At 61.6% G+C, this 24,896-nt stretch carries 26 protein-coding genes; 4 read left to right on the top strand and 22 right to left on the bottom strand.

Annotated features, from left to right (window positions below; genetic code table 11):
* Window positions 1-5: 5 nt before the first annotated feature.
* Window positions 6-899, top strand: coding sequence for a universal stress protein (locus Q363_RS02525; RefSeq protein WP_051978260.1), 894 nt, complete (start codon window positions 6-8; stop codon window positions 897-899).
* A gap of 6 nt (window positions 900-905) precedes the next feature.
* On the opposite strand, the gene Q363_RS02520 is transcribed toward Q363_RS02525, so the two are convergent.
* From Q363_RS02520 to Q363_RS02505, 4 genes are all read right to left on the bottom strand, one after another.
* Window positions 906-2,084, bottom strand: a complete 1,179-nt coding sequence (locus Q363_RS02520; RefSeq protein ID WP_035347530.1) for a hypothetical protein — start codon at window positions 2,082-2,084, stop codon at window positions 906-908.
* A 297-nt stretch (window positions 2,085-2,381) separates the two neighbouring features.
* Window positions 2,382-3,404: an LOG family protein gene (locus Q363_RS02515; protein ID WP_035347528.1), complete on the bottom strand. Its 1,023-nt coding sequence runs from the start codon at window positions 3,402-3,404 to the stop codon at window positions 2,382-2,384.
* 29 nt (window positions 3,405-3,433) lie between these two features.
* Window positions 3,434-3,883 carry a hypothetical protein gene (locus Q363_RS02510; RefSeq protein WP_245631988.1) on the bottom strand — a complete coding sequence of 150 codons (450 nt, stop codon included), beginning with the start codon at window positions 3,881-3,883 and terminating at the stop codon, window positions 3,434-3,436.
* 62 nt (window positions 3,884-3,945) lie between these two features.
* Window positions 3,946-5,157: a TIGR03118 family protein gene (locus Q363_RS02505; RefSeq protein WP_051978259.1), complete on the bottom strand. Its 1,212-nt coding sequence runs from the start codon at window positions 5,155-5,157 to the stop codon at window positions 3,946-3,948.
* A gap of 212 nt (window positions 5,158-5,369) precedes the next feature.
* Here Q363_RS02505 and Q363_RS02500 point away from each other — a divergent pair, with 212 nt between their 5' ends.
* Window positions 5,370-7,340 carry an ABC-F family ATP-binding cassette domain-containing protein gene (locus tag Q363_RS02500; RefSeq protein WP_035347522.1) on the top strand — a complete coding sequence of 657 codons (1,971 nt, stop codon included), beginning with the start codon at window positions 5,370-5,372 and terminating at the stop codon, window positions 7,338-7,340.
* A 168-nt stretch (window positions 7,341-7,508) separates the two neighbouring features.
* On the opposite strand, the gene Q363_RS02495 is transcribed toward Q363_RS02500, so the two are convergent.
* The 4 genes from Q363_RS02495 to Q363_RS02480 all read right to left on the bottom strand — a co-directional run bounded on the left by Q363_RS02495 (window position 7,509) and on the right by Q363_RS02480 (window position 11,778).
* The gene (locus Q363_RS02495) at window positions 7,509-8,222 is read right to left on the bottom strand and encodes a hypothetical protein (RefSeq protein ID WP_035347520.1); all 714 of its coding nucleotides are present in this window, start codon (window positions 8,220-8,222) and stop codon (window positions 7,509-7,511) included.
* A gap of 486 nt (window positions 8,223-8,708) precedes the next feature.
* On the bottom strand, window positions 8,709-9,599 hold the full coding sequence (locus tag Q363_RS02490; protein ID WP_035347518.1) for a bestrophin family protein: 891 nt from the start codon (window positions 9,597-9,599) through the stop codon (window positions 8,709-8,711).
* Window positions 9,600-10,154: 555 nt separating this feature from the next.
* The gene (locus Q363_RS02485) at window positions 10,155-10,919 is read right to left on the bottom strand and encodes a metallophosphoesterase family protein (RefSeq protein WP_342667373.1); all 765 of its coding nucleotides are present in this window, start codon (window positions 10,917-10,919) and stop codon (window positions 10,155-10,157) included.
* A gap of 43 nt (window positions 10,920-10,962) precedes the next feature.
* A complete protein-coding gene (locus Q363_RS02480; RefSeq protein WP_084079902.1) occupies window positions 10,963-11,778 on the bottom strand; it encodes an ATP-binding cassette domain-containing protein in 816 nt (271 codons plus the stop codon).
* Between the two features lie 102 nt (window positions 11,779-11,880).
* Between Q363_RS02480 and Q363_RS02475 the strand changes: the two genes are divergently transcribed.
* Window positions 11,881-13,497 (top strand): hypothetical protein, encoded by a 1,617-nt coding sequence (locus Q363_RS02475; RefSeq protein ID WP_035347516.1) that lies wholly within the window; start codon window positions 11,881-11,883, stop codon window positions 13,495-13,497.
* Window positions 13,498-13,508: 11 nt separating this feature from the next.
* On the opposite strand, the gene Q363_RS02470 is transcribed toward Q363_RS02475, so the two are convergent.
* A complete protein-coding gene (locus Q363_RS02470) occupies window positions 13,509-14,195 on the bottom strand; it encodes a TetR/AcrR family transcriptional regulator (protein WP_051978257.1) in 687 nt (228 codons plus the stop codon).
* A 106-nt stretch (window positions 14,196-14,301) separates the two neighbouring features.
* Between Q363_RS02470 and Q363_RS02465 the strand changes: the two genes are divergently transcribed.
* The gene (locus Q363_RS02465; protein ID WP_035347514.1) at window positions 14,302-15,264 is read left to right on the top strand and encodes an NAD-dependent epimerase/dehydratase family protein; all 963 of its coding nucleotides are present in this window, start codon (window positions 14,302-14,304) and stop codon (window positions 15,262-15,264) included.
* A gap of 44 nt (window positions 15,265-15,308) precedes the next feature.
* Here the strand turns inward: Q363_RS02465 and Q363_RS40015 are convergent, their stop codons facing one another.
* The 13 genes from Q363_RS40015 to Q363_RS02400 all read right to left on the bottom strand — a co-directional run bounded on the left by Q363_RS40015 (window position 15,309) and on the right by Q363_RS02400 (window position 24,668).
* Complete coding sequence (locus Q363_RS40015) at window positions 15,309-15,446, bottom strand: tetratricopeptide repeat protein (protein ID WP_157466481.1); 138 nt, start codon at window positions 15,444-15,446, stop codon at window positions 15,309-15,311.
* Window positions 15,447-15,462: 16 nt separating this feature from the next.
* Window positions 15,463-15,708 carry a hypothetical protein gene (locus Q363_RS02460; protein ID WP_035347512.1) on the bottom strand — a complete coding sequence of 82 codons (246 nt, stop codon included), beginning with the start codon at window positions 15,706-15,708 and terminating at the stop codon, window positions 15,463-15,465.
* Entirely contained in the window at window positions 15,705-16,058 is a 354-nt protein-coding gene (locus Q363_RS02455) for a hypothetical protein (RefSeq protein ID WP_035347510.1), read from the bottom strand. The genes Q363_RS02460 and Q363_RS02455 overlap by 4 nt, the downstream gene beginning before the upstream one ends.
* Window positions 16,055-16,567 carry a hypothetical protein gene (locus Q363_RS02450; protein WP_157466480.1) on the bottom strand — a complete coding sequence of 171 codons (513 nt, stop codon included), beginning with the start codon at window positions 16,565-16,567 and terminating at the stop codon, window positions 16,055-16,057. Before Q363_RS02450 ends, Q363_RS02455 begins: the two co-directional genes overlap by 4 nt.
* Before the next feature lie 192 nt (window positions 16,568-16,759).
* Entirely contained in the window at window positions 16,760-17,173 is a 414-nt protein-coding gene (locus Q363_RS02445; protein WP_051978256.1) for a CU044_2847 family protein, read from the bottom strand.
* A 168-nt stretch (window positions 17,174-17,341) separates the two neighbouring features.
* Window positions 17,342-18,508: a carbohydrate porin gene (locus Q363_RS02440; protein ID WP_245631987.1), complete on the bottom strand. Its 1,167-nt coding sequence runs from the start codon at window positions 18,506-18,508 to the stop codon at window positions 17,342-17,344.
* Between the two features lie 406 nt (window positions 18,509-18,914).
* Complete coding sequence (locus tag Q363_RS02435; protein ID WP_035347505.1) at window positions 18,915-19,370, bottom strand: DUF1801 domain-containing protein; 456 nt, start codon at window positions 19,368-19,370, stop codon at window positions 18,915-18,917.
* A 232-nt stretch (window positions 19,371-19,602) separates the two neighbouring features.
* Window positions 19,603-20,511, bottom strand: a complete 909-nt coding sequence (locus Q363_RS02430) for a pirin family protein (protein ID WP_051978255.1) — start codon at window positions 20,509-20,511, stop codon at window positions 19,603-19,605.
* A 6-nt stretch (window positions 20,512-20,517) separates the two neighbouring features.
* Window positions 20,518-21,012: a MarR family winged helix-turn-helix transcriptional regulator gene (locus tag Q363_RS02425; protein WP_051978254.1), complete on the bottom strand. Its 495-nt coding sequence runs from the start codon at window positions 21,010-21,012 to the stop codon at window positions 20,518-20,520.
* A gap of 682 nt (window positions 21,013-21,694) precedes the next feature.
* On the bottom strand, window positions 21,695-22,375 hold the full coding sequence (locus Q363_RS02415) for a VOC family protein (protein WP_035347502.1): 681 nt from the start codon (window positions 22,373-22,375) through the stop codon (window positions 21,695-21,697).
* A 169-nt stretch (window positions 22,376-22,544) separates the two neighbouring features.
* Complete coding sequence (locus Q363_RS02410) at window positions 22,545-23,549, bottom strand: potassium channel family protein (RefSeq protein ID WP_035347501.1); 1,005 nt, start codon at window positions 23,547-23,549, stop codon at window positions 22,545-22,547.
* A 33-nt stretch (window positions 23,550-23,582) separates the two neighbouring features.
* Window positions 23,583-24,023, bottom strand: a complete 441-nt coding sequence (locus Q363_RS02405) for a nuclear transport factor 2 family protein (RefSeq protein ID WP_035347499.1) — start codon at window positions 24,021-24,023, stop codon at window positions 23,583-23,585.
* A gap of 27 nt (window positions 24,024-24,050) precedes the next feature.
* Entirely contained in the window at window positions 24,051-24,668 is a 618-nt protein-coding gene (locus Q363_RS02400) for a YdeI/OmpD-associated family protein (protein WP_035347498.1), read from the bottom strand.
* Between the last annotated feature and the right edge of the window lie 228 nt (window positions 24,669-24,896).

Here is a 24,896-nt window from a genome sequence, read left to right as displayed (position 1 = left end):
CCAACATGCTGGACCGCACCGTTCATATCGTCTTTGCTACGAACTTCTCTGATGCCTGCCACTCAGCGATTCCCGCGGTGGCGCGATGGGTTGACCAGCTTGGCTGCCGGCTGACGATCCTGCATGTATACGACTCGCGGCGAGGGTTGTATCGCGATGCGCGCAGCCGGCTTGAGTCGTTCTTTGCGGAGGCGGACAACTATCCGAACTGCGATCGTCTGCTGCTTGATGGCGATCCGGCCCAGGAGATCGCGAGCTTCTGCGAGAACATGCGAGACACGCTTCTCCTGCTGCCCCCATCGGACCAGTCGGGATTGCCGCGACCGTGGCATCGCTCGCTACGGGCGAAGCTGATAGAGCAGCTGCCGATCCCTGTCTGGACGCTGGGAAGGACGCTGGTCGGCGAGCCGATTCCGGCGGGAGCGAAGCACCTGGCCGCGCTGGTGAGCAGCCCGGAGGAGGGAACGTCGCATCTTCGCTACGGAGCGCGCTATGCGGCGGCGACGAACGCGATACTGCACCTGATTCACGTGATTCCGAACGTCGATGAAGGCTCGTTGACCCACCCGCTGCGCAGCGCCGGTCCGCTGGGCGAGGAGTATGCCGAGGCGTGGATGCAGGACATCACGGCATCGCTGGAGTCCGCGCCGAAGATCGACCTGCACATGGAGCAGGGACCGGTGCGCCGGCTGCTGCCGCAGCTTTTCGAGCGGACTGGGGCGGACATGCTGCTGGTGAGCCGCCAGGCGGCGTGCGAGCCTCAGCTGCTGCGGGGGCCGGTCGTCAACCCGATCTTCCGGCGCCTGAGCGCGGGCATCCTCTCGGTCCCGCTGACTCCGGAGGTCGCGTCGCAGACGAAGCTTGGCGCGCTCAACCCTGGCTTCGTGCGAGCCTCGTAACCAGACTCAGGCGTCCTGTTTTGCCAATGCGGCGCGCATCTTGGCGGAGTCGTCCCAGGCCAGACGAAGCGTCCCGGAGAGCGGCGCCGCTCCCATCATCCGGACCGAGTGGATGAGGGCGCTGACCCAGACCGGGGCCCGCTTGGCCTCGGAGGCCCAAAGCTCTGAGAGCGGCCGAATGTTGCCGCTGGCGTCCGGGTGGTAGACCCGCTGGTCCCAGCGTTGCGTGCCCTCGGGAAAGTGCGGGTAGTCGTGGATGGCGTCGAGCGTGGACTGCAGGATGCGGTGCTTCCAGGGCTCGGCGTACTGCGGCATATAGAGGACGTGGCTCTGGCGCTCGCGGCGCACCTCGTTGACGAATTCCGTGAAGCTGGTCGCGCGCGTCAGGTTGACGTTCGCGTTGGGCTCGACGCCGTGGCGGTCGCCGCCCGAGATGACGAGCTGGTTCCACTTGCCGGCAAGCGTCGCGGCCTCGCGGTTCTCCTTCCAGTCGCGCAGACCGTTCAACTCCAGCGCGTGGATGTACTGCCCGTAGACGGCGAGGAACTCGTTCACCAGCACCTCGTGCCGCGCGTGGCCCACGCGATAGAGGTCCCAGATGGGGTGGTTGAAGACGATCATCACCTGCGGAATCTCGTCGAGCTCGGCGAGGATCTCGCGCAGCATTCCCGGAGCGCGCTCGGCCACGGGGATCGCCGTGAAAGCGCGCATCCGCTCCATCCACTCGATGCCAGTGGCCGAGGGAAGATTGTGGACGCCGATGTGGAAGGCGCTCTCGTAGAACGGCACGGTCCACTCGACCGAGACCGGAATATGGCGCGCCGACGGCACCGTGCGCAGCAGCAGAGGAGCGTTGATGTCGTCGTGGTCGGTAATGGAGACCAGCGCCGGAAGCTGCAGGCGGTCCTCGATCTGCTTGCTCTCGAGGTCGAAGGCAAGGCGCGGCGTCAGCGGTGGAGTCCAGTAGCTGTGTGCGTAGTCGGGACGGATGCCGGAGAGGCGATGCGACCGGCCCTCAGCCCAGCGCATGATCGGCTGCAGAAAGCCCCAGTCGCGCGAGAGCTCAGCGATGAAGTCCAGTGTCTCGTGGGATTGGTTGGTGTGACTGTGCAGTGAAACGCCGGTCGTGAAGCCCTTGGCGGCCTCGGGTTCGCGCCACAGATACGAGATAGTGGACTGGCTCATTCGCCCTCCGGGTTGTCTTAGCCTGCTCGGGGGCAGTATGAGGGCGAAATGTGACGAGGCGATGACTGCACCGAGAATGAGGCTTCAATATTTGCAAGCCGAGGTGACTTAGTAGGTTACAGACCCTGCCAGAAGGCTTAGCACGGATCGCTACGATGACACGGATTAAAGAGAGATGAATGAAGGCGAAGATCCAGACTGCGCCTGACGGTCAGGACCACTTCAACGCTGTTGATTATTACCTTGCTCTGAAGATCGGTGCGACCAGTGTCGATCCGTGCCAAGCCTCAAAAAACTTCACCGGGTCGAAGCGATATCCGGACCCATCATCTCCTGCGCCGTCGGTGCGGGGTCGTGCGGGATGTTGGCATCGGCGGCCGTGCGGCGGGCGCGCTCCTGCTGCTGCGCCCGCTCGTAGTCGGAGTTGAGGTGGTTCTCCGTGAGCCCCGCTTTGAGGATGTCGAAGGCCTGCTGGGGCGTATCGGCGTAGTGCAACAGTCCGAGGTCTCCGGGCGCAATGGCTCCCTTCTCGGCAAGCACGTCGAGATTGATGACGCTCTTCCAGTAGGGCGTTCCATAGATGACGACCGTGATCTTCTTCGCCAGCTTGTGCGTCTGCGCCAGTGTCAGGATCTCGAACATCTCGTCGAGCGTGCCGAAGCCTCCCGGAAAGATCACCAGCGCCTTCGCCAGGTAGACGAGCCAGTACTTGCGCATGAAGAAGTAGTGGAAGTCGAAGTTGAGCGAGGGCGTAACGTAAGGATTCGGCTGCTGCTCGAAGGGGAGTTTGATGTTCAGGCCGATCGTCTTCGCGCCTGCCTCGTAGGCTCCGCGATTGGCGGCCTCCATGATGCCGGGGCCTCCGCCCGAGGTGATGACGAAGCGGTGACGCGGTCCGGGCAGCGACTTGGCCCACGTCGCGAGCATGTTCGCCAGCTCACGCGCGTCCTCGTAGTAGGCAGCCATCTCGATGGCCGCTCCGGCGAGGCGCAGACGGGCTCCGGTCGCCTTACCGTGCTCCACCTCTTCGAGCGAGGCGGGCTGCTCGGCCGCAGGCTCGCGCGAGCCGGTGTTGGCCAGCAGCTCGAAGTTCGCCGCAGCAACATCGAGAGCGCGGAAGCGTGCCGAGCCGAAGAAGACGATCGTGTCCTGGATGCGCTCGCGACGGAAGCGCGAGAGCGGCTCCTGATACTCGGAAAGGATGCGCAGAATGCGGCCGTCGGGCGAGCCGAGGAAGTCATCATTCCGGTAGGCGAGCGGAGCGTTGGGAAGAGCCTCAGGAGTTGGGGGCACAGCCGGATTCTTGGAGTCGGTTGCCATTGTTCGCGGTCCTTAGAATGTTCGACGCGTCAACCGCGATAGTCGCGATAGTGCACGGCCTCGGAGATGCCGATCCAGATATCCAGCAGCCCCAGCCCGGAGATCATACCGCGGACCGCTCCGTTGTGCAGGATGGCCGCCAGCGTTGGATGGGAGAGGATGAAGAGGTTCTGGTCCCAGATGCGCGGCCACCACGGCAGCACCATCACCAGCACACCCAGGTACACGCAGAACAGCACCAGCACGAAGAGCGAGAGTCGCTGCAGCCAGACAGGAGTCGCACGCCGGGTCGCGTCAGGGCCGCTCGGGGGAGGAGGCAACACAGTGGGTTCGTGATCCGGGAAAAGTTGTGGCTCGCCTGTCATCAAACTCTCAAGATTGACCTTAGCAGAGCGATACGCCGTTGTCTCGCCCCACCACGTCCACGCCAGATGGCAACGCCGCGCCGCCAACTCCCGCAGTGGTGCTAGTGACTGCAACGCAAAAAGGAGAGCCAGGGACCGAAGTCCCTTGGCTCTCAATGCCGATGACGCACCTTTCTTTACTGCTGATTTCCCTGAACCTGGTCGGTTGCGACCGGGAACAGGTATCCGAAGAGGCCGTTGGTGCCCTGGTTGGGGCCGGCCGTGAAGTACAGCTCCGACGCCGGAGCCTCGTCCGGGTCGTAGCTGTTCGGTGTTGCGCTGTTGGCAAAGCTGATCGACCATATGCCGTTGATCGAGAGCGGCTTTCCGTTCACATCCTGGAGCAAGCCCTCGAACTTGCCCGTGTCGAGGTCGTAGGCCGAGATGAAGCCCGCCGACTGCGTGGTTCCGCCGGCGGAGAAGTTCGAGACCAGCAGCCGATGGCTGAACTTACCGAAGTCCAGCGGCGCCAGTGCAACGCCCCACGGCGCGTTCAGCCAGTCGCCGTGCTCGAGCCTGCGCAGCAGCTTGCCCTTTGAAGAGTAGATATCGACGAAGCCAAGCCCAGGCCCCGGCGTCTCAAACGGATCGCCGGCAAAGTGCAGCGCATACGTGACGACGATGTCGTTGCCGATCGCCTGCACGTTGAAGGGAACGTAGTTGCGCGGCAGACGCTCGTCCGTAAAGGGCTTCTCGTTGCCGCCAAAGAAATCGTCGAAGTCATGATCGTGGTCGCGGACGGCCTTCAGCTGCACTGGCTGAAAGCTGCTGTCGAAGACGTCGATACGCCCCTTGAGGAAGTTGGCGACGTAGAGATAGCGCTTGTCGTCGATGAAGGCCGAGGTAAGTCCCGTAAAGCTCTCGGAGCCGTCCTTCGTGTGAACCACAGTAACTGCATTGGTGGATGGGCCGGGAACGTTAGGCGTGTTGCCCACGGTCGGGTTCCACGCTGCAATGCTGCCGTCGAGCGTGGCGAAGATAAACGCCGCAGTCTTGCCCGGAGCGGCAGGAAAGTCGGTCGTGTTGCTGTTGGGAATCACCCCCGTCGGAGTGCCGTTGGGGAAGGTTGGATCGTTGGGGTCGTTCTTCGGGATCTTGACCACGAGCCCCTGCTTGGCTCCGGCCCCGTTGTAGAGGGTCGCTACTCCAGTGCCCTCGTCGGAGACCCACCAGAAGCTGCCCGCGCTGCGGGCCAGGCCCCAGCCGTTGATAAGTTGTGGATCAGGTGATTCGGCGGCGCCGGGAACGTTGGCGTCGAGGTTGACCTGCTCGTAGCGCTGTGCAAAGGCGGCGGACGATAACGATAAAGCAAGCGTTATGCCTGCTGCCATTCTCGGAGATACGTTCATTGTGTTGCTCCTTATGCTGGTTTGCCCCGCGGGCCCAGGGAGCGCCGCGCCGCAGGATGTGCCGCTGCGGCGCTCGGAACCAACAGCAGACGGGGAGGGCTGCGCTGAATCCTCGGTCAGCGTAGGTCGCGCAACGAGGCAACGTGTCAGGGCGTTGTCATCGCAAGGTCAAAAAAGATTAAGGTGTGACGAAGATGCGAAAATAGGGATAAATGCTGCAACTGATCTCGGCCGGCAAACGCTTCGGCCAAAAACTGCTATTTGAAGACGTGAACTGGCTGATTACGCCGGACGAGCGCACCGGCCTCGTCGGCGGCAACGGCACGGGCAAGTCGACGCTGCTCAAAGTCCTCGGCGGCATCGAGTCGCTGGACTACGGCGAGCTGACGCGCGTGCGCGGCACCACGATCGGCTACCTGCCGCAGGACGGCCTCGCGATGCGTGGTAAGACAGTCTTCGAAGAGTGCCTGTCGGTGTTCGATCACTTGTACGCGCTCGAGAAGGAGTCCATCGAGCTGACACACACGCTCTCCGAGGCCGATCCGAAGTCGAAGGAGTACTTAGCAGCTGCGGAGCGCTACTCCGACATCGCCGACCAGCTTCACGTTCACGACATCTACACGCTCGACTCGCAGGTGGGAGCCGTGCTCGGCGGCCTTGGCTTCACGAAGGAAGACTGGGAGCGCAAGACGGAGGAGTTCTCCGGCGGCTGGCAGATGCGCATCGCGCTCGCAAAGCTGCTGCTGCAGAAGCCCTCACTGCTGCTGCTCGACGAGCCCACCAACCACCTGGACCTCGAGAGCCGCAACTGGCTCGAGCAGTACCTGCACGACTACCCCAACGCCTTCATCCTCATCTCGCACGACCGCTACTTCCTCGACGTCACGGTCAACAAGACCGTCGAGATCTGGAACAAGCGCATGCACACGTATCACGGCAACTATGAGAAGTACGTGCAGCAGAAGGAAGAGCGACGCACACAGCTGATGAACGCGTACAAGAACCAGCGCGAGCGCATCGAGGCGCTTGAGGCCTTCATCAATCGCTTCCGCTACCAGGCCACCAAGGCCAAGCAAGTGCAGTCGCGCATCAAGGAGCTCGAAAAGATCGAGCGCATCGAGGTCCCCGAGGAAGAGTCGACGATCCACTTCACCATCCCGCAGCCACCCGCCTCGGGCCGCACCGTCATCGAGGCGCACAACCTCACGAAGGTCTATCCCACGCCCGACGGCAAGCAGAAGACCATCCTCGACAACCTCAACTTCACCATCGAGCGCGGTGACCGCATCGCTCTTGTCGGCGCGAACGGCGCGGGCAAATCGACGCTCATCCGCCTCCTCAGCGAACAGGAGGCTCCCACCTCGGGAGCCGTGCGCTACGGCCACAACGCGCTCGTCGACTTCTTCGCGCAGGACCAGTACAAGGTCCTCGACCCCAACGCCGTCATGCTCGACGACATCGCCGGCGCCGCCCCCAAAGTCCCCGTGGTCGAACTACGCTCGCTCCTCGGCTGCTTCATGTTCTCCGGCGACGACGTCTTCAAGAAGCTCGGCGTGCTCTCCGGTGGCGAGCGCAACCGCTACGCCATGGCGAAGATGCTCGTCTCGCCTTCGAACATGCTGCTGCTCGACGAGCCGACCAACCACCTCGACCTCCGCGCGAAGGACGTGCTGCTCGACGCCATCCGCAACTTCACCGGCACGGTCCTCTTCGTCTCGCACGACCGCTACTTCATCGACGGCCTCGCCACACGCGTCTTCGAGGTCGAAGACAGGCGCGTCCACATCTACCCCGGCAACTACGAGGACTACCTCTGGCGCAAACAGGGCGGCCCCGAGAAGGTAAAAGCCTCCCTCACCGCCGACCTCAAAGCTCCGCCCGCTCCCGCGCCCATCGTCGAAGCCCCACCTGTCGTTGAAGTCCCCGCCGTGGCCTCCGCTCCGACCAAGCGCGTCAATCCCATCAAGCTCAAACAGATGGAAGACCGCCTCAAGTTCGCCGAAGAAGAGATCCCACGCCTGGAATCAGAGATTGCCGCAGCTGAGGAGCGTTTGGGTAACTTCACCTCTGCGGAGCAATCGCAAAAAGACGCCGAGACACTCGATCGCCTGCGCGGCGAGCGCACGACCTTGTTAGCCGAGTGGGAAGAACTGGCAATGGCGTTGGAAGAGCAGCGGGCGTGAGTTTGAACAGCGCTCTTCAGGGAGCTATAAGCAAGACTTCGCGGTACCGATCGGTCCTCGGTAAGAGCGCTAGACACTCATTGAGAATAAGTCGTCAATCTTCGGTTTGCCGACCAACCGAGAGTGACTCGAAACGAAACGCCTGACTCCGCGAGCCAGGCGTGCACCTCAGTCCGCGACCATCAACTCCCCCGGCACAATGGGACGCGTCCGCGGCAGCGCCCCGCGATATGCCGCCAGCCCCATCAGCAGCAGCGCACCCACAAACACACACAGCTTCACGATGTTCGCCGTTCGTGTCGGTGGCAGTATCTGCCATAGTGCCAGCAGCAGCGTCTGCGCTACCGTCACCGCCCAAACCGAGCCGTAGAAGTACCGCCTCTCCGTGCCTTCGCCCTTGGTCGAGCGCCCCACACGCGGCAACGCGCCTGCGGCTCCCAGCAGTAGAACCGCTCCGCACACTGGCAGGTAGGCATAGTGGTAAATCTGCTTCATGTACCACGATCCGGTCGCCGCCGCGATCGCTAGCCCACTCAGGTTAAGCAGCGCAAAACTCAGCACCGCGTTCCACGCGAACGTATAGCACACCCGCCGGTAGAGCGGATTCGGCTTGGCCTCATCAAAGCGCAGGATGTATGGCCGTGGCTCCACGCCCGGCAACCGCCCAGACAAACCGGCCACGCCCGTTCCGGCCAGCACCACCGCCAGCCACGCCAGATTCCCCCCGCCAAACCCACGCGCAAACAGCGTAAAGGTCAAAGGGCCGGGTACCAGAAAAAAAACCCAGATCCATATAGGCCAGTGCGCCAATCGATAGAGATTAGTATTCCGCTCCCTTATCCTCCGCGCATGGGCATACTCCACCTTGCCGCTGTATCGCATACGCGGGAGTCTCGCAGAGCTGCCGCGAGCAAGTCAATCCGCAGGGCCCAGCGTTTATCGCTGATCATGAGCGGGATACGGGCAAATCCGGAAGTAATTCTCAATTGGCGATAACAAGGCCAAAACACGCATTGAGCGCCACTTGGGTCTAGCTCCAGAATAGGTACCGAAAACGCCGCCGCATTCCGCGATGCGACACTTCCAGATTATTGGCGCCTAGCCAACATTTCGTTATGAATCCTTGTGCAGTTTCGAGTGTCGTGTCTCGGGAGCCATTTCCCCTCGAAAGACGAATCGCGCTGTTCCGTTGCTCAGTTTTCTTTCACTTTCCTATGGGCAGCAGAAGTTCAACTTACTTTGCGTCTCCGACTGGCGCGAGCTGAGTTCTTGTTCCAGGCTTCGCTCCCATGCCGTCATTATCGAATGGCATCACCGCATGCGCACATACGCCGGGAACTTCGAGCGGTCACGCCTTGAGACTTTCCGTCATGTCAAGACGGAATCTATTGGTTGCAGGAATTCCGGGACCTCGTCGGCACCAATCGCTTCCAGCAGATTGATTTCTATCGTTCGGGCCAATGCTAGCAGCGGGAGCGCATTGACGTGGTCGCCAAACGGGTCTTCCAGTTCGTCCCCGAGTGCATCCAGGCCGAAAAACGCGTATGCTACGAGGCCCGTGAACAACGGTGTTGCCCATCCCATCGTGCCCGCGAGCCCGAATGGCAGGAGGAAGCAATATGCGTAAGCGGTTCGATGAATCAGTAGAGTGTAGGTGAACGGCGTCGGTGTTGAGCGTATGCGTTCGCACGCCACCTGGAAGTCCGTGAACGCTGTCAGCCTTTCTTCCAACAGCTTATAAACTGGTTCACCGATAACACCTTTCTCAAGCTGCGCAGCCACACGAAGGCCGAGTCTGCGCAGGATGTGGTCGGGAACATTGCGTGTGTTTGGAATCTCCGCAGACAAAGGACTCGGTCGCGGTGCCTTGCGTAGTACATACATGAGCTCATAGGTGTATGTAATAGCGTCGCGCACCAGCGCTTCAAGGTCCGTTTGATGGATTTTCGGCAAACTGACACAGATACGAGCGAACGAACGCATTTCGCCTATCATCCCGCCAAGCTGACGTCGGGCCTCCCACCAGCGGTCGTAGCACGCGCTGTTGCGAAAGCCCAGAAAGATAGACAGGGCCACGCCAAGCAGTGTGAACGGCGCGACTGTCCATCCCCGAAGTACCACGGCATAGCGACTGTCCACCCACGTCACGAGGCAGGACCACAGCAATATACTGACGATCTGAGGCGCAATGCGGCGTAGTATCGACAGTCGCCACATGCCGATCAGCTCCCAGAAAGTTGGCCTATCCCGAACGATCACCGAAGACTCCTCAATCGACTATAGCCAACTTGAGGGTTAGAAAAGCAAAGCTGCCCACGGCAGTCGGAGACTTGCGTGTATTGAAATCCTCAATCAGTTACGGCTCAATAATTGAGTACAGGAAGCCAGAGTATTCAGGAAGTCCCTGTCCAGCCAGATAGACATGGGCGCGATAAGGCGGGTGGAAACGAGCTTCGGCTGGCGCTACAGGCCAAAGGGTTAAAAATCCTGCCGAAGCGGATTTGCCGAATCGCAAGATAAGTCCTCAAAAACGATAGGACCCTATCAGGGCTGCCCCGGCCAGAGACACGTGGGGAGATCCGGGGTCGTATCTTCCGGGGCAGTTTTGATAGGGTCGTTTGAAGGAAGCCGCTGGCGTTTGCGGGGGATGCGGTCAGGCTATGGGAATTGAATCGACTTTCGCAGGCAACATGTTGAACGAATTAGAGTTAGCAAAATAGGCCGAAAGTCGATTCAGGACGCTTTGGCAGCCCATGATGTCCGGAGTATCGCACGCGTAGCGTCCGCCGCGCCAGCAGCTTCGTTCAAACGTTCTTATCGTCCCTCACGCAACCGAGCCGCCAGCTTCTCCGGCAATCCCGCCATCAGAATCCGTCCCTGCGCCGCCGTCAGGTCATAGGGCACGCGGCGGAAGATCACTTCGTTTGCAATGGTGTCATAGATCGCGAACGCCGCGCGCCAGTCGCAATCCCGAGGCTGCCCGATCGAGCCCGGATTGATCAGGTGGCGCGTGCTCTCCGGCAACGACAGCGTCCAGCTCTCGGCCTCGTTGCGCGTCTTGTACTGCGGACGAAGCTCGTGCCAATCCGGATCGCGCTGCGCGAAGCCTCCCTGCAGATGCGTGTGGCCGATGAACGTGATCGTCGTGCCGATCTGATGCAGCGGAGCCCACGCATCCCTCATCGTCAGGATGTACTGGTCCTCGTTCAGCGGCGAGCCATGCGCCAGCGTCACACTAGGCATCTCCGCCGGCGTGATGGGGCCCGCGGGAACCGCGGCCAGCCACTCACGATTTGCGGCCGTCATCTCGTCGCGCGTCCACATTGCCGCCGCACGCGCCACCGGGTTGAACCCCAGCGCCGAGGCGAGCCCGCAGCACACGCGATCGTGATTGCCACGCACGTTGATCTGCGCGCGCTCGCGCACGATGTCGATGACCTCGTTGGGGCTGGCGCCGTAGCCGACCACGTCGCCCAGGTTCCAAACCGTGTCGTACTCACCCGCCGCGTCCAGCGCGGCGTTGAGCGCCTCCAAGTTACCGTGAATGTCAGAGAGAATCAGGGCTCGCATGCGGTCCATCTGGCCTGCCGGCCCGTCGATAAGTCTACTTGCGTTTCGCGTTTCACGCGAGTGTGGCCAGCGGCCGCGTCCGGTCCGTCTGCATCGTAGGAGCCGACGCCAGCAGCCGGCGCGTGTATGCATGCTGCGGCGAGCAAAACAACTGCGCCGCCGGCGCCTGCTCCACGATGTGCCCGTGCTGCATCACCGCCACCCGATCCGCAACCTGCGACACCACCGCAAGATCGTGCGAGATAAACAGCATCGACAGATTGTGGCTCGCGCGCAGGCGGTTCAGCAGCGCAAGAATCTGCGCCTGCACCGTCACATCCAGCGCCGTCGTCGGCTCGTCCGCGATCAGCAGCCGAGGCCGGTTCACGATCGCCATCGCAATCAAAATCCGCTGCCGCTGCCCACCCGAGAACTGGTGCGGATAGTCGGAGAACCGCCTCTCAGGCTCCGGCAGCGCGACCTCGCGCATCGCCTCTACCACGCGCTCCCGCACGTCGCGCCCAGACAGCTCAGGATGGTGCGCCCGCACCGCCTCCGCGATCTGCGCACCCACCGGCATCACCGGATTCAGCGCCGTCATTGGCTCCTGAAAGATCATCGCCATGCTCCGCCCGCGATGCCTTCGCATGGCCTCCTCCGGCAGCGCAAGCAGGTCCTCCCCCGAAAAGCGGATGCGGCCGCTGACCGTAGCCGTCGGCGGCAACAGTCGAAGCACAGCCAGCGACGCCGCCGACTTGCCCGAGCCCGATTCACCCACCAGCCCCAGCGTCTCGCCCTCGTTGATGTGGAAGGAGATGCCCTCAACTGCCGGCCTGCCCTGAAAGGCAACCGACAGGCCTTCTACATCAAGCAAAGCAGAGTTCGGCATGGAGGACATTGACTGCAATACTAACGAATTCAGTCCCCGCCCCGACACCGGCGGCGACGCTACGCTGTCCCGGCGCGCGCTGCGTCTAAACTCGTGACGTATATGAAAACGACGATTCTCTTCGGCGGAACGCTCGCAGCTCTCCTCGCAGCAGGCACTTCCCGGGCCCAGACTCACAAGGTCACCTCGCCCGACACGGTAGTGCGCGCCGTCGGCGTCTACGAGTGGACGGGCGACCTCACCAAGCCCACTGGCAGCCGCCTGGTGCCGGTGACGGTCTTCATCGACGGCCAGTTGCAGGACGCCGGAGTCTACCTTCCCCGCCCGGTCCCCTTCGCCCTCGTCTCCGGCAACGTGTACGAGCTCGAAGATGCCGGGCTCGCCAAAGGACTGGTTGAGCTCGAGTCGGCCGTGAAGACGACGCTTCCCGACGGCGCGCCCGGCCCGGCCTTCGACGAGGGCTGGACGGGCTACGGCAGCTACAAGCCTCCCGCCGCGCAGCACAGAAGCACCGCCGCCACGCTCAAGCCCTCGAAGAACCTGCCCGTCATCACCAGCTCGAAGAACGACTCCGACCGGCCGCACTTCAGCAACGGTAGCGGCGACACCAACAAGCCCGCAAGCTCTACCGGAGCGAATTCGCCAACCGACACGTCGAAGAAGACCGACACATCCTCCACTACCGAAGACACCGACCGCCCGACAATGAAGCGCCGAGACACAAGCGATGCCTCGACAGACGGAGCCTCCAGCCAGACCCCTTCTACGACCTCTTCTGACGACGAGGCCGACCGCCCCACCCTTAAGCGCCGCTCCCCTGAAGACGAAAAGGCCGCCGCGAAGGAGCGTAAGAAGAACGACGTCGCCACCGTCACGGCCGCCGGCTCGCTCAATGACGATCCCGACCGTCCCACGCTGCATCACGGCAATGCCGGCGAGGGCAGCTCCGCCGATATGCCGAAGCTCCTCGGCATCCCCAAAGACCTGCACCAGATGGTCGCCGTCTCCGATGCCAAGAATCGCGCGCCGCACCCCTTCGCGCGGCCATGGGAGAGCACCGACGAACGCGCCACTGTCCTCGCAAAGATGCAGGCCTTCGCCCGCGCTAAACTCGCTGACTACGGCATCGTGCCGGGCATCACGCCTCCGTCCGCCATCGCATCCACCGGCACTGTTCCCACCACAACCATCACTCCCAGCGCCAACACCGACGGCGGACCTCCCACATTGAAGCGTGGAGTTCCAACCGCCGCGAAGACCGCTCCTGAGCCGACCGCGCCCGCTACGAAGACCCCCACTGCAAGCGCGAAACCCTCCTCGACCTCCACTGCAAAAGGACGCCGCGCCCCCGCGAAGGGACCCGCTCCCGTCACGCTCGCCAACGAAGAGTTGAAGGGCTATCTTCTCAGCTACGGCGGCGCCCCCACCTACGTCTACATGGCCCACACTGTGGAGCACGACTCCGTAATGCGCTACGTCACCGTCGTCGCGCAGGCCGACGCCATGGGCGAGGTGAAGGTCGCCATGGCAAGCGTCACCGACGCCGCGCACCTCGACCGCACACCCTGGATGCGCCTCATCGACGCCGTCGACGTCGAGGCGAGCAATCGCGCCAGCCTGCTCTTCGAGCTTCGCGGACAGTCCTCACGCCAGTTCGCGCTCTACCGCGTCATCGCAACCAAGCCGGAGCAGATCTTTGCGACGGGAAGTCCGCTGTAATCGTCGGGAGGTCAATGCCTTCCATTCGAGGCCTTGGCAGCTCTCCTGAAAGTTCCATTGCCCCCGCTGTCTCCCAGCAGAGACTCGACCATCAGAGTCGTCAGAATCTCAGCCGGCGCCGTGGGAAAAGCCGGACACGTGAGCTTCAGACTCACGATGCCATGAAGCCCCGCCCAGATCGTCTCGGCGAACTCAACCGCCGTCGCAGCGCGGGCAGGCTTGCCCACCTTCGGCAGCCGCCGGCCGGCGCGCATCACTGCCTCCGCCGCCTCCACCAGCAGCCCGTAGGCACGCGCTCCCGGATCGTCCGCCGCGGGACGCGCGAGAACGGCTGCGAGATACGCAGGGTCCTCCATGAAGATCAGTGAGTAGGTCTGCGGATTCTCCAGCCCAAACCGCACATACGCCTCGCACAAGGCACGAAGTCGCGAGGCCGCATCGCTCGGTTTCGCCGCGACCGCAGCAGACAGCGCGGCAAACAGATCGGCATACCCAGCCCGACTCACCTCGTGGGCAATCTCGTCGCGATTGCGGAAGTGCAGGTAGATCGCGGCCGGAGAGTAGCCGATCCGCTCGGCGAGCTTGCGCATCGTCAGTGCGCCAAAGCCCTCGTCGGTAATGATCTTCCGCGAAACGGTAAGAATCTCCTGGCGAAGGTTCTCACGTGCCTGTTCGCGGCGTTCCTGCGATCTCGTCACTTCTCCCTTGACAGGCATAGAAGGAAGTATAAACTGAACAGTGTTTAGTGAACATTGTTCATATTTATGAACTCCGTTCACAAAAGAGGCCCAAAGGAGAGCCCTCATGGGAAAGACAGCTTTGTTCGGAGCCGCCGGAGCCATCGGCAAGACCCTCGCCGACACACTCCACCAGCGCGGCCAGGAGTACCGCGTCGTAGGCCGCGACCGCGCACGCCTCGAAGAGGCCTTCGGTGGCCCAGTCGATTCCAGGGCACCGAAGCCCGAGATCGTCACCTGGGACCCCGACGACTCAGCCTCTGTGCGTGCCGCAGCGCGCGGCATCGACACCCTCATCTACCTCGTCGGCGTCCCCTATCACCGCTTCGACCTGCATCCGGTCATCATGCAGAAGACGCTCGACGGCGCTATCGCTGAAGATGTCCGCCGCATCCTCCTCATCGGAACCGTCTATCCCTACGGTCTGCCGCAGACCGCGAAGGTCACCGAAGGCCATCCGCGCAATCCCACCACCTTCAAAGGCAAGAAGCGCAAGGAGCAGGAGGACGTTCTGCTCGCCGCCGACGCCGCCGGAAAGATCGAAGGCGTGGTGCTGCGGCTTCCGGACTTCTACGGCCCGGGCGTGAACAAAAGTTTTCTCGATGGTGCCTTCCATGCTGCCGCGCACGGCGGCACCGCCAACATGATCGGCCCCATCGACCCGCCCCACGAGTTCGTCTTCGTCCCCGACGTCGGCCCCGTCGCGCTCGACCTCGCCGCGAAGCCCGAGGCGCGCGGACGCTGGTGGAACCTCGCCGGCGCGGGCGCCACCACGCAGCGCCAAATGGCCGAGATGGCCTTCGCCATCACCGGGCGCAAGCCGAAGATCCGCGTTGCCGGCAAGACCCTGCTGCGCGTGATGGGCCTCTTCAACCCGCTGATGCGCGAGATGGTGGAGATGCACTACCTGCTGACCACGCCCGTGCTGCTCGACGACTCTACACTCACAAACCTTCTCGGCCCACTCAGCAAGACTCCCCACCCCGAAGGTGTCCGTCGCAGCGTGGAGTACCTTCAGCGGCAGCCGTAGCCGCCTCGCGCAAGCTACTCCTTCTTCTCTCCGTTTTCGCCACCTCAGTGCGCATCCGCCACCGTGTCGTCGCGCGCAATCGCCCTCCGATAGCTCTCAATCGCATTGTCGTAGTCGCCCTTGGCGAAGAGCTGATCCGCCGAAGCCACCAGCGACTCCGCAGACTCGTTCAGCAGAGGCATCTTCTTCTTTCCGCTATTATTCGACTCGAATAATAGCAAGGATGACCAGCGCGACAAACAGCCCAACGATCACGCCCAGCACGCCCAGGATGACATTCCTCACGCGGTGCGAACTCTTCTTAGACGGCTCGATGCTTTGGGCGAACGCCACCGGCTGTCTCGCAGCGGGCGGAGGAGGAGGAGGCGCCTTGATCACATCAGCCGCAGCCGCCAGAGTGGCTGCCGTCTCGCGCTCGCGCCGAGCCCGCTCCTCACGCTTCAACTCCGCGCGGCGCTGCTCCTCGCGAGCCTCCTCCTCGTGCCTGCGCTGCTCCTCAGCCACGCTGCTCGCGGTGGCTCCGGCCGCGCAACTGGAACCGCAGCCGCCTGTGGCACAGCCTTCACCTCAGGCTTCGGCTCAACGACAGCAGCCCGCGCCCGCCGCTGCACCTCAAACAACAATCCATTCGGCGAGCGCAGCAGCCGCTGCTGGCACAGGCTCTGCGCCGCTCCCGAGAACGGGTCCTTATTCGACTGCCGCGCTCCCTCGCACGCATTCAGCACCGCCAGCCGCAGACAGTCATGATCGCGCAGCACGTTGCCCAGAAGCTGCCCCGGGATCGGATCGTTCATCCCCTGCGGACTCTCGAAGTGCAACACGCCATCGCCCGCAACCTCGTCGAAGCCACCATGCCCGATGAAGTGCAGGATGTGGACGGCTCGCCGCGCGCCCGCCGTCGCAGCGCATCCAGCGTCGCGCACGGCAGCCGCTCCAGCACAATCCACCCCGCCGCCTCCAGCGGCCCAAGCGTCTGCTTCAGCCGCTCCCACTCGCCCTCTGCGTCCAGCGCCGGCAGGTTGCGCGGCCCCGAGATCACCACCAGCACCCGCAGCGGAAGCTTCGCCCGCAGTGGCCCCACCGCCTGCGGCAGATCGAGGTACCGAACCATCGGCGTCGTCGTCGAGGTAGCCAGAAAATGATCCTGCTCCTGGTCGTACAGAAACTCCCACGGCAGCTCCGCCAGCTCAGGCACTCCCTTCAGCCGCAGCCGTATGCGCAGCCCATGCCCGCGCTCGCGCGCGTGGTCGATGCTCGAACGAAGCTGCCCCAGCAGTTCGCCCGTAAAGACGGAGCGAAACAACTGATCGCCAAACGCTTCGCCGCATCCACATCCGGAGCATCCGCGCGCGCCGCGTGATGCGCCGCACCTGCCCAATGCGGCTGTAAAAATTCGACAGCTCCACATGCGTGAACGGCAGCGCGAACTCTCCTCTTCCCTCCCCCGCCGGCGACCCCAGCAGTTGGATCACGTAGCGCTCGCCCGAAGGTTGAATCACAATCTCGAAGTCGTCATAGTGGCGGAGCATGACTCCTCCTCCCTCGGGTTCCCACTGTCTACGGCCGTGTAGTTCGCGCTCGCGCGAGTCCACTTCAGGTTGATCCTGAAGTTCGCCTCCGTCGCTGCCTTGGCAATCACCGCGCCCGTCTCGGCGTTCAGCTTTACTCCGAACTCGACCGCAACCTCGTCGGGAGGGCTGGCGAGTGAGGTGAGCCGCGCGAGCAGCCCCTCCGCTGCCCAGCGCACGCGATCCAGCGCCGACTCGAACGTCTCATTCGCCTTGACCACCATCTCCGACGAAGCGACAGTCCCACCGCGCATGATGCGCGAACTGTCGATGGACTCGTCGTCCACCTCGGCGACGATCGAGCTTCCATCCGGAAGAACGAACTTTGCCAGACGGGCCATACAACCCCTCCCCCTACTCCCTAAAGCGGGGCCCGGAGCCGAAACGTGCCAGCAAGTCGCGGCACGCTAACGGAGAAGTGAGGATGAGAGTACGCCCGAAACCCGCACGGCGTAAGGCGGTTCGCAGATACCGTCTATTTGCTCTTGCTGCGACTTCAAACATCGGCACTAGAAGATAATCTGCATCCTCGCGCCGAGAAGAGTCGTCGTGTACGCTTTCGTTGCGTAGGTAGGATGGATGGAGACCTCAAGATCCGGGCCAATGTTTACGCTTTGAGTGAGACGGAGGCGATAAAACGATTCGAACACGCTTTCATGACGTTTCCCCTGACTGGCTACGCTATAGTTGAACGCCATTGCGAACAGGTCTCCTCGACGTCCGAACGGACGCACCCGAGCCAGACCGATTCCCATGATCTGTTTGATAGCGGTCCCGGTGCTGGTGCTGACGCCAAACCTTCCGAACGGGGTCCAGCCATTGGAAAGTTCGTGGTCGAACCCAATGCCGCCTCCATAGCCGCTCCCGTTGTTTTTGGTGTCATCTCGCCACATGCCGATACGATAATGCCGGTACGTTTCACCCAGTGATCCTGATCTCCACCCCACCTCAACACCTTCCGCATACTTTCGATCGACCAGCGTCTCTATGTTTCTCTGTTGAGCTCCCTCCGTGTCCACGGTAATAGCATGAATGTAAACATGCCGGGTAGCTTGAAATTCAACCGCGCCGCCACCTGCATAGGTCCCATCCGAAGCAACTGCCAGATTGCCGTCGTTCGCCCCGTTTAAGAACTGTGTTCGTTCGTCGTTGTTGAACATGCTGAGACTCACAAACTCATTGGGATGGATCTTGCCCACATAAAAGGAAAGCCTCTTCCTCAGGAAATCCTGACGCCAGTAGAGGACGTTCAAGGTGATAGGCTCTTGCGGACCCCCGCCCTGCAGACAGTTCAGATACAGGCCTGAGCCAAGCCTGTCGCTGAGATTGAATTGCTGACTGATGCCGATGTTTGTGCCGGAACGCACGAGCAGGCTGATCGATCCGGCGGTGCTTCCATGATCGTACACAGACCATGCCCCCGTGAAATCGAGCCGTCCGCTGAGCTGGTTGTGCCTTGTACCGTCCGGCGTAATCGTCGCGTAGTGATTCAGAAACGTATAGGTTGCGCCAAACTTCAGGCGCTCGGATTGAACAACACGGTCAGTGAGCTTATCTACCGGCTGAAGGAACGGCGCCACGGGATCAGGCCGGATAAGCGGATCGGCCGGAATCTTCGACAACGCGGCTGCGTCTACGTCAAGCTGCTGTCTCAACTCGTCGGGCTCCCGCTTCACCGCAGCCGGCTCCTCGACTTGAGATGCTTGACTCGATTGAGGGGATTGGGCAGTGCTAATGTTGCGGTTCTGACCAGCGGCGAACAGGCTGGATGCGAGCAAAAGAAGGAGTGACCAGCTTCTCAAATACCTGCCTCCTTATTGCGACGTATCTTTTGCGTTGCCATTGGCGGGCTATCATCCCCTAATCATTGGACTATCCTTCCTTAAACTTGTTGCGTTGTCGCAGTAACACTTATCGAGGATCGATAAGCCCTGATAGAAAATCGGCTTGGGAATTCCGCGATATAACCGAGCGCCCTTCGGCGATCAGCTCGGGGCCGCGACGCCGAACTGCTTGGCTATGAGGCAGGTGCCGAGGCTCTTCCCCCTTTGGGAGAAGATATGGCCGGGAGCGGCGACGAAGCTAGTCGGCCCGCTTGCTGCTCGCTCGTTGGGGCTTCGGTTTGCTCCTGGCTTTGGCCTTGAGATTGAGATTGAGCGCCACTGCAGCGCGGATGAGATCCTTCAAGGCCGTCTCATCGACCTTGTCGCCTTCGTGGATGTCGATGGCGCGCCTGACCTTCCCCTCGAGGCTTGAGTTGAATAGACCGGAAGAGTCCTTCAACGCAGCTCCCTTGGCAAATGTCATCTTGACGACGTTCTTGTACGTCTCTCCCGTGCAGATGATGCCGTCGTGGGACCAGACGGGAGTCCCCGGCGATCTCGGCTTGACCCACTTCAACTCTTCGACGATCTCAGGGTCTGCCTTGTGGATGATCTCGCGCACCTTCGCGAGCGTCTTCCCGCGCCAGTCCCCAAGTTCGTTGATCTTCGCATCGATGAATGCAGAGGCAGATTCCGCGGGAACGGGCCTTTTCATGGACAGCTCCAACTTTCGCACCTAATTTAGCTGCGCTCAGCGTAATCTGCAACCTCCGCAAGGATCCGGCCGTATATATATTGTTAATGACAAACGGGCTCAATCCGATTATCCCAGTCGTTCATATCAACGAGCGCATGATCGCCGATGCACTCATCGAGGCTGGAGTAGTAACGGGAAGCGGCTTATTTAAGAGGGCCTCCCTAATCGGGAGGCCCCTCTATGCGTTCACTTACAGCCGCCCGAATCGGCCAGCCTTCAAATCAGTCACCGCCTGCATGATCTCCTCGCGCGTATTCATCACAAACGGACCATAGCTCGCAATCGGCTCGTTGATCGGCTCGCCGCTCAACAACACAAGCTGCGAGTCCTCCTTCGCCTCGATCGTCACCGCCTCGCCCTCGCGGCCCAGCGTCGCAATCTTCGCCTCGCCGCTCAGCTTTGCCGAGCCATTCACCGTCACATCGCCCTTGCGCAGAACGACCGCCGTGTTGTGGCCCTCCGGCACCGTCAGCTCAACCTTCTCTCCCGCTTTCAGGATCACATCCCAGACGTTCAACGGGGTAAACGTCTTCGCCGCGCCTTTCGCTGGAGCCAGCTCTTCTCCGTTCAACTCGCCCGCGATCACGCGCACATGCCCTCCGCCGGCAAGCTTCACCACCGGAATCTGCGCGCTCGTGATCGCCTGGTAGCCCGGCTTCGACATCTTGTCCTTCGCCGGCAGGTTCACCCAAAGCTGGATCATCTCGAAGACGCCGCCGTTCTTCGTGAACTCGGCCTCATGCATCTCCTCGTGCAGCACGCCCGAGGCAGCCGTCATCCACTGCACGTCGCCGGGAACGATCGTTCCCGCATTTCCCGACGAGTCGCGGTGGCTCACCGAGCCCTGGTACGCAATCGTCACCGTCTCAAACCCGCGGTGCGGATGCTCGCCCACGCCGCGCGGCGCAGTCGCCGGCTTGAAGTACTGCGGCCCCGCGTAGTCCAGCATCAGGAACGGCGAAACCTCCAGTTGAAGCCCGTTCGAAGGGAAGAGATTGCGCACAGGGAAGCCATCTCCAACCCAGTGGCTCGATCCCGGACCGTAGGTTCCCAGTACCTTTTTCTGCGTTGTGGTTGCGATGGTCGTTGCGATGGTCATTGCCTGTTACTCCTCTCGGCGCCCATCGGCGCCTGTGTCCTGCGGTAGTGCGTTGAAGTTCTGCTCCGCCGTGCGGCCAAGGCTGCGCAGCAGAGGAAGGAGCATGGTGCGCTCTCCTTCTGTGAATCGCTTGAGCGCCTGCTCCATCGCGTCGCGGTGGCAGGCAAAGGCGCGCTCGATCAGCTCACGGCCCTCAGGCGTCAGCTCGATAATCCGTGCGCGCCGATCGCGCGCATCGTCCCGGCGTACCACCAGGCCGCGCGCAGCCAGCCGGTCGACCGCCGCCGTCATCGAGCCGCTCGTCAGCAGAACCTTCTCCCCAATTTGCTTCACCGTCAGCGGGCCCTTGTGCAGCAGCGCCTCCAGCACGCCAAAGTCCGTCGCGACCATCCCAAACTGTCCGATGTTGCGAATCGCGTGCGCCTCCACGGCCCTCCAGGCCTTCCATAGAACAACCCAGAGGTGAACGGCGCTGGTGTCGGTCTGTTTCGTCTCACTCATATCGCGATATAAAGATGCTTGACATCAAGATAAAGATTCAAACGGCCCGCTCGCCCCTCTCGAGGGCGCCAGCCAAAACAAGGGCACCAACCGGCAAGGCCCCGGCGGGCACGACGTACAAGCGGCGGGAGCCGACGGGCTATCCGGAGATGATCGGCGCGATGTTCTGGACGGTCTACGCGGACCGGATGGGGAACTACAACTTCTCGAGCTGGGTGGGGCGCTGCTGCATGGTACCCCTCCCCCCTCAAAGTAGACAAAGTCTTGATTTTGCGTGGGTTAGGTCAGTGGGTACGGCGCGGAGGGGCTTGGCACGGATTTTTCGAAGTAATCTCGGGCAAATTTCGGAGCATGCGTTGGGACAGGAGCGCAGGCATGCATTGGATATCGATTCTGGGGTTCATCGTGGTTGCGCCGCTGGGAGTTTATTTGTGGACCGTTCCCAGTTCCGAGTTCTTCGAATATCAGCGGAAGCTGTGGAATTGGTTAAGGTCAAGCTGAGATGAGAGAGAGTGGTGGCAGCCCAGTCAACCGCAGATCCTTCGACTGCGTGGTTCGCGTTCGCGAATCACTTCGCTCAGGATGACACTTTCGATCGGAGTGGAGAAAGCGGTTCGAGCTTTCGCTCGAACGAACCCACATCTCAAAATCGAGATGTGGGGCACCCGGCAAAGAGGCGTCGTTACTTCGGCGGTTCTGCTCCGGATTGTTCGCTGACCATGTACTGGGCGTACCAGTCGGACCAGTTCTCGTCATACTTGCCGCCGGTTCGTTTTTCGTGCTCGCCGTGAGCTGCACCTGCGCGGCGGAGGGCGGCAGCAAGGTCGGTGACTGAGGCGAAGCTGGTCACGCCGGAGTCGATGCGGCCGGGGAGGCGAGTGGTGATCTCCTGGAAGAACCAGCCGTTGCCGTCTGGATCACGGAAGGAGGCGAAGGAGCGGTAGCTGCGATGCTCAGGATTCGGGCCGCTGACCCGGATCCGCCCGAAGAGGTAGGGCTCGTCCGTGCCGCCGTACCCGACAGCGGCGCCGTGGAAGATCTCGCTTACCTGGACGCCGCGACTGTTCAGTTCGGCACATGCGGCCTCGATGTCGGAGACGATGAGGTACAGGCCCTGCGCTGAGCCGGGTGGTGCGGCGGTGACGTTCTTGCCGAAGATGATCGAGCATCCGGAGCCAGGTGGGGTGAACTGGATGACGCGGAAGTCGTCACCGGCGGCGAAGTCGGCGTCGAGCCGCCACCCGAGCCTGCCATAGAACTCCTTCGCGCGGTCGACATCCGAGACGGGGATGACTATAACCTCGAGCTTCGTCGGTGAAGGGGAGAACGGAAGAGACGAGGGAGTGGCTTCAGGTTGTGGCATGGCTTGTGCGCTCCTTGAAGTATGGCCCGTTTACACAATCCGATGATGCGACGTGCGATTCAACCTTCGCCATTATGCCAGAGCAAGGGAGCAATTCGATTACAGTACGGCTGCTTTCTGGATTTCCTCCGCTGACAGGAACCGCTGGCAGCGTAAACGCTGGGCCGGGCTAGCTGGTGAGAATCTGTTCCAACCGCTGGAGGTTGGAACGCTCGCCCATCACGATCAGAAAGTCGCCAGCCGAGATCTCAAACTCAGGCGGCGGATTGAACGTCGTCACGCCACCCTTCTTTCGAATCGCGAGCACGATCACGCCCGACGTTCGCAACTCCAGTAACTGCCCCAAGGTCTTGCGGGTAAGTTCTGCGTTTGGAGTGACGCAGACCTGCTCCATTCTGAGCTCTGGCCCGATGTTACTTCTCCCGAAGTCCATGAACTCCACCACGTGGGGCCTTAGCAACGAATCGGCCAGCTGACGTCCCGTCATTGAATACGGAGTGAACACCGTATCGGCTCCCGCGCGCCGCAGCTTCTCCTCAGATTCTTCCTCGGAAGCCCGCGTGACAACGGTCAGCTTCGGATTGAATGTCTTCGCCGAGAGAATGATGAAGAGATTCTCGGCGTCCGAGGGCAAGGCAGCAATCAGGCCCTTTGCTCGCAGTACGCCCGCTTCGCGAAGGCTGTCGTCACGCGTGGCATCAGCAACAATCCCGAGCATTCCCGAGCTCGTCGCCTTCTCGATGCGCTGCTCGCTGCGGTCGATCACCAGAAAAGGAACGTTGGCCCGCTGAAATTCATACGCGGCGTTTCGGCCTACGCGCCCAAAGCCGCAGATGATGAAGTGGTCGTGCAGTTGTTCGATCATGCGTCTCTTTCTGCGTTTGCCATATCGGTCCTGCAACTCGAGTTCGATAATAGTCTGCGTCATGGCGCCAATCGCAAGGAACATCGCACTTACGCCAAACAGGATGAGGAACGAGTTGAAGACGCGGCCGGCACGGCTGAGACCCCGAATCTCCGCATAGCCCACGGTGGTTATCGTCGTGAGCGTCATGTAGAAGGCATCGAACCAGGAATAGGCTTCGATGAGCACAAACCCAATTGTGCCGACGACGAAAATGAAGGCCACCAATCCGACGATCAAAAGGACGCGGTGAAGCAGACGTCTTTGCATCGAGATCTTCCCTGTCGATATAGAGGGCCTGAATCAGTTCACCGCATCAGACGAAATCTCAGCCTGCTCTGGCAGCAACGCACGCCATATGGCGAGCCATTTGCCGTCTCTCCGTGCGAAGACGAAGATGTCATGCCCCCGCTCGGTATACTCCTGCCCATTCAACACGTAGGTCATCGTCCACTTGTATTGTGCTGTCGCAGTTTCACCGGCTACATCTATCTGAGGTTCATCCAGCAGGACGCTCTTCACCTCAGCCTGATTGACGAAGTCGTGATAGCTCTGGACGGCGGAGTCGCGACCCTTGCCGAGAAAGACGAAACCAGGGCCGCGCATCACGATCTCCTCGGCGAAACACTCGTTCAGGGCGGCCGTCATGGCCTCGCCTCGCAGCTTGCTCCACGCGCCGTTGATCCGGGCGAGCACGTCACGAATCTCTGCCTGCTCTTTCGCGATAAGTGGCCGATCGGTCATGGCTGTTTCTCGATCAAGCTTGCCTGCTCAGCAGTTCTGGTACTTCCAGTTGCGCTGCTTGCCTTCGGCGATCCATTCGATTGCCTGCACAATGCGCTTTTCTTTGGTCTCGGCGCGCTTGGCTTCGGTGATCCATTCGGCGTACTCGCGCTGGCAGGAGGGGCTGAAGTCGTTCCAGACTTTTTGCGCGGCCTTGTTCTTTTTGAGTGCGGCGGCTAATTCGGTGGGGGTCTCGGGGGCGGCGCGGGCGGCTTTTTTGGGGCGCTGCATGGTCCTGGCGCCGTCGTCGATGAAGGCTGCGGCCTGCTTGCAGTACGCGGTGAGCGTCTTGTTCGGCGGGAGGTCTTTGAGGCTGGTGATCTTGCCGATCGAGCCCATGCCGTTTTCGTCGATGCCCTGCTCCTTGAACCAGGCCTTCATGGCTCCGCCGAAGAGGCCGAAGCTGCAGTGCTGCTTGAAGGCGGCGAGGTTGCCGAACATCTGGCGCTTGTAGGTGAAGAAGGGCATTGACCATTTGATGCTCTCCTCGACGTCGGGAACGGCCTTGTGGACCAGCTCGCGCAGGTGCGTGAGGATGGGCTGGGCGAAGGGGGCGGACTTGTTGATGTAGGCGTCGATGCGCGGGTCGAAGTTGTCGGCTTTCATGGTGGCAGAAGTTTACAGGAGTTTGCAGGTTGTCAGTTGCAGGTTGTTAGTTGAAATGCGCGTGGCGGGCTCGGTGGCAGCACGAGTGAACTACTGAGATTCTTCGCCTCCGGCTCAGAATGACGGCGTGGAGATACGGGAAATGGCATCTAAACAACCTGCAACCTGCAACCTGCAACCTGCAACCTGCAACCTGCAACCTGCAACCTGCAACCTGCAACCTGCAAC

The organism is Edaphobacter aggregans DSM 19364, from assembly GCF_000745965.1.
In the GTDB taxonomy this organism is placed as follows: Bacteria; Acidobacteriota; Terriglobia; order Terriglobales; family Acidobacteriaceae; genus Edaphobacter; species Edaphobacter aggregans.
Note: the sequence above shows the minus strand (reverse complement) of the source record. Positions and strands in the feature narration are given on the sequence as shown.

Bases quoted from the DNA above. Each gene is read 5' to 3' on its own strand.
- Q363_RS02525 (WP_051978260.1), top strand. From the start codon at position 6: ATGCTGGACCGCACCGTTCATATCGTCTTTGCTACGAACTTCTCTGAT.
- Q363_RS02520 (WP_035347530.1), bottom strand. From the start codon at position 2,084: ATGAGCCAGTCCACTATCTCGTATCTGTGGCGCGAACCCGAGGCCGCC.
- Q363_RS02515 (WP_035347528.1), bottom strand. From the start codon at position 3,404: ATGGCAACCGACTCCAAGAATCCGGCTGTGCCCCCAACTCCTGAGGCT.
- Q363_RS02505 (WP_051978259.1), bottom strand. From the start codon at position 5,157: ATGAACGTATCTCCGAGAATGGCAGCAGGCATAACGCTTGCTTTATCG.
- Q363_RS02500 (WP_035347522.1), top strand. From the start codon at position 5,370: ATGCTGCAACTGATCTCGGCCGGCAAACGCTTCGGCCAAAAACTGCTA.
- Q363_RS02495 (WP_035347520.1), bottom strand. From the start codon at position 8,222: ATGCGATACAGCGGCAAGGTGGAGTATGCCCATGCGCGGAGGATAAGG.
- Q363_RS02485 (WP_342667373.1), bottom strand. From the start codon at position 10,919: ATGGACCGCATGCGAGCCCTGATTCTCTCTGACATTCACGGTAACTTG.
- Q363_RS02480 (WP_084079902.1), bottom strand. From the start codon at position 11,778: ATGCCGAACTCTGCTTTGCTTGATGTAGAAGGCCTGTCGGTTGCCTTT.
- Q363_RS02475 (WP_035347516.1), top strand. From the start codon at position 11,881: ATGAAAACGACGATTCTCTTCGGCGGAACGCTCGCAGCTCTCCTCGCA.
- Q363_RS02465 (WP_035347514.1), top strand. From the start codon at position 14,302: ATGGGAAAGACAGCTTTGTTCGGAGCCGCCGGAGCCATCGGCAAGACC.
- Q363_RS40015 (WP_157466481.1), bottom strand. From the start codon at position 15,446: ATGCCTCTGCTGAACGAGTCTGCGGAGTCGCTGGTGGCTTCGGCGGAT.
- Q363_RS02455 (WP_035347510.1), bottom strand. From the start codon at position 16,058: ATGAACGATCCGATCCCGGGGCAGCTTCTGGGCAACGTGCTGCGCGAT.
- Q363_RS02445 (WP_051978256.1), bottom strand. From the start codon at position 17,173: ATGGCCCGTCTGGCAAAGTTCGTTCTTCCGGATGGAAGCTCGATCGTC.
- Q363_RS02435 (WP_035347505.1), bottom strand. From the start codon at position 19,370: ATGAAAAGGCCCGTTCCCGCGGAATCTGCCTCTGCATTCATCGATGCG.
- Q363_RS02430 (WP_051978255.1), bottom strand. From the start codon at position 20,511: ATGACCATCGCAACGACCATCGCAACCACAACGCAGAAAAAGGTACTG.
- Q363_RS02425 (WP_051978254.1), bottom strand. From the start codon at position 21,012: ATGAGTGAGACGAAACAGACCGACACCAGCGCCGTTCACCTCTGGGTT.
- Q363_RS02415 (WP_035347502.1), bottom strand. From the start codon at position 22,375: ATGCCACAACCTGAAGCCACTCCCTCGTCTCTTCCGTTCTCCCCTTCA.
- Q363_RS02410 (WP_035347501.1), bottom strand. From the start codon at position 23,549: ATGCAAAGACGTCTGCTTCACCGCGTCCTTTTGATCGTCGGATTGGTG.
- Q363_RS02405 (WP_035347499.1), bottom strand. From the start codon at position 24,023: ATGACCGATCGGCCACTTATCGCGAAAGAGCAGGCAGAGATTCGTGAC.
- Q363_RS02400 (WP_035347498.1), bottom strand. From the start codon at position 24,668: ATGAAAGCCGACAACTTCGACCCGCGCATCGACGCCTACATCAACAAG.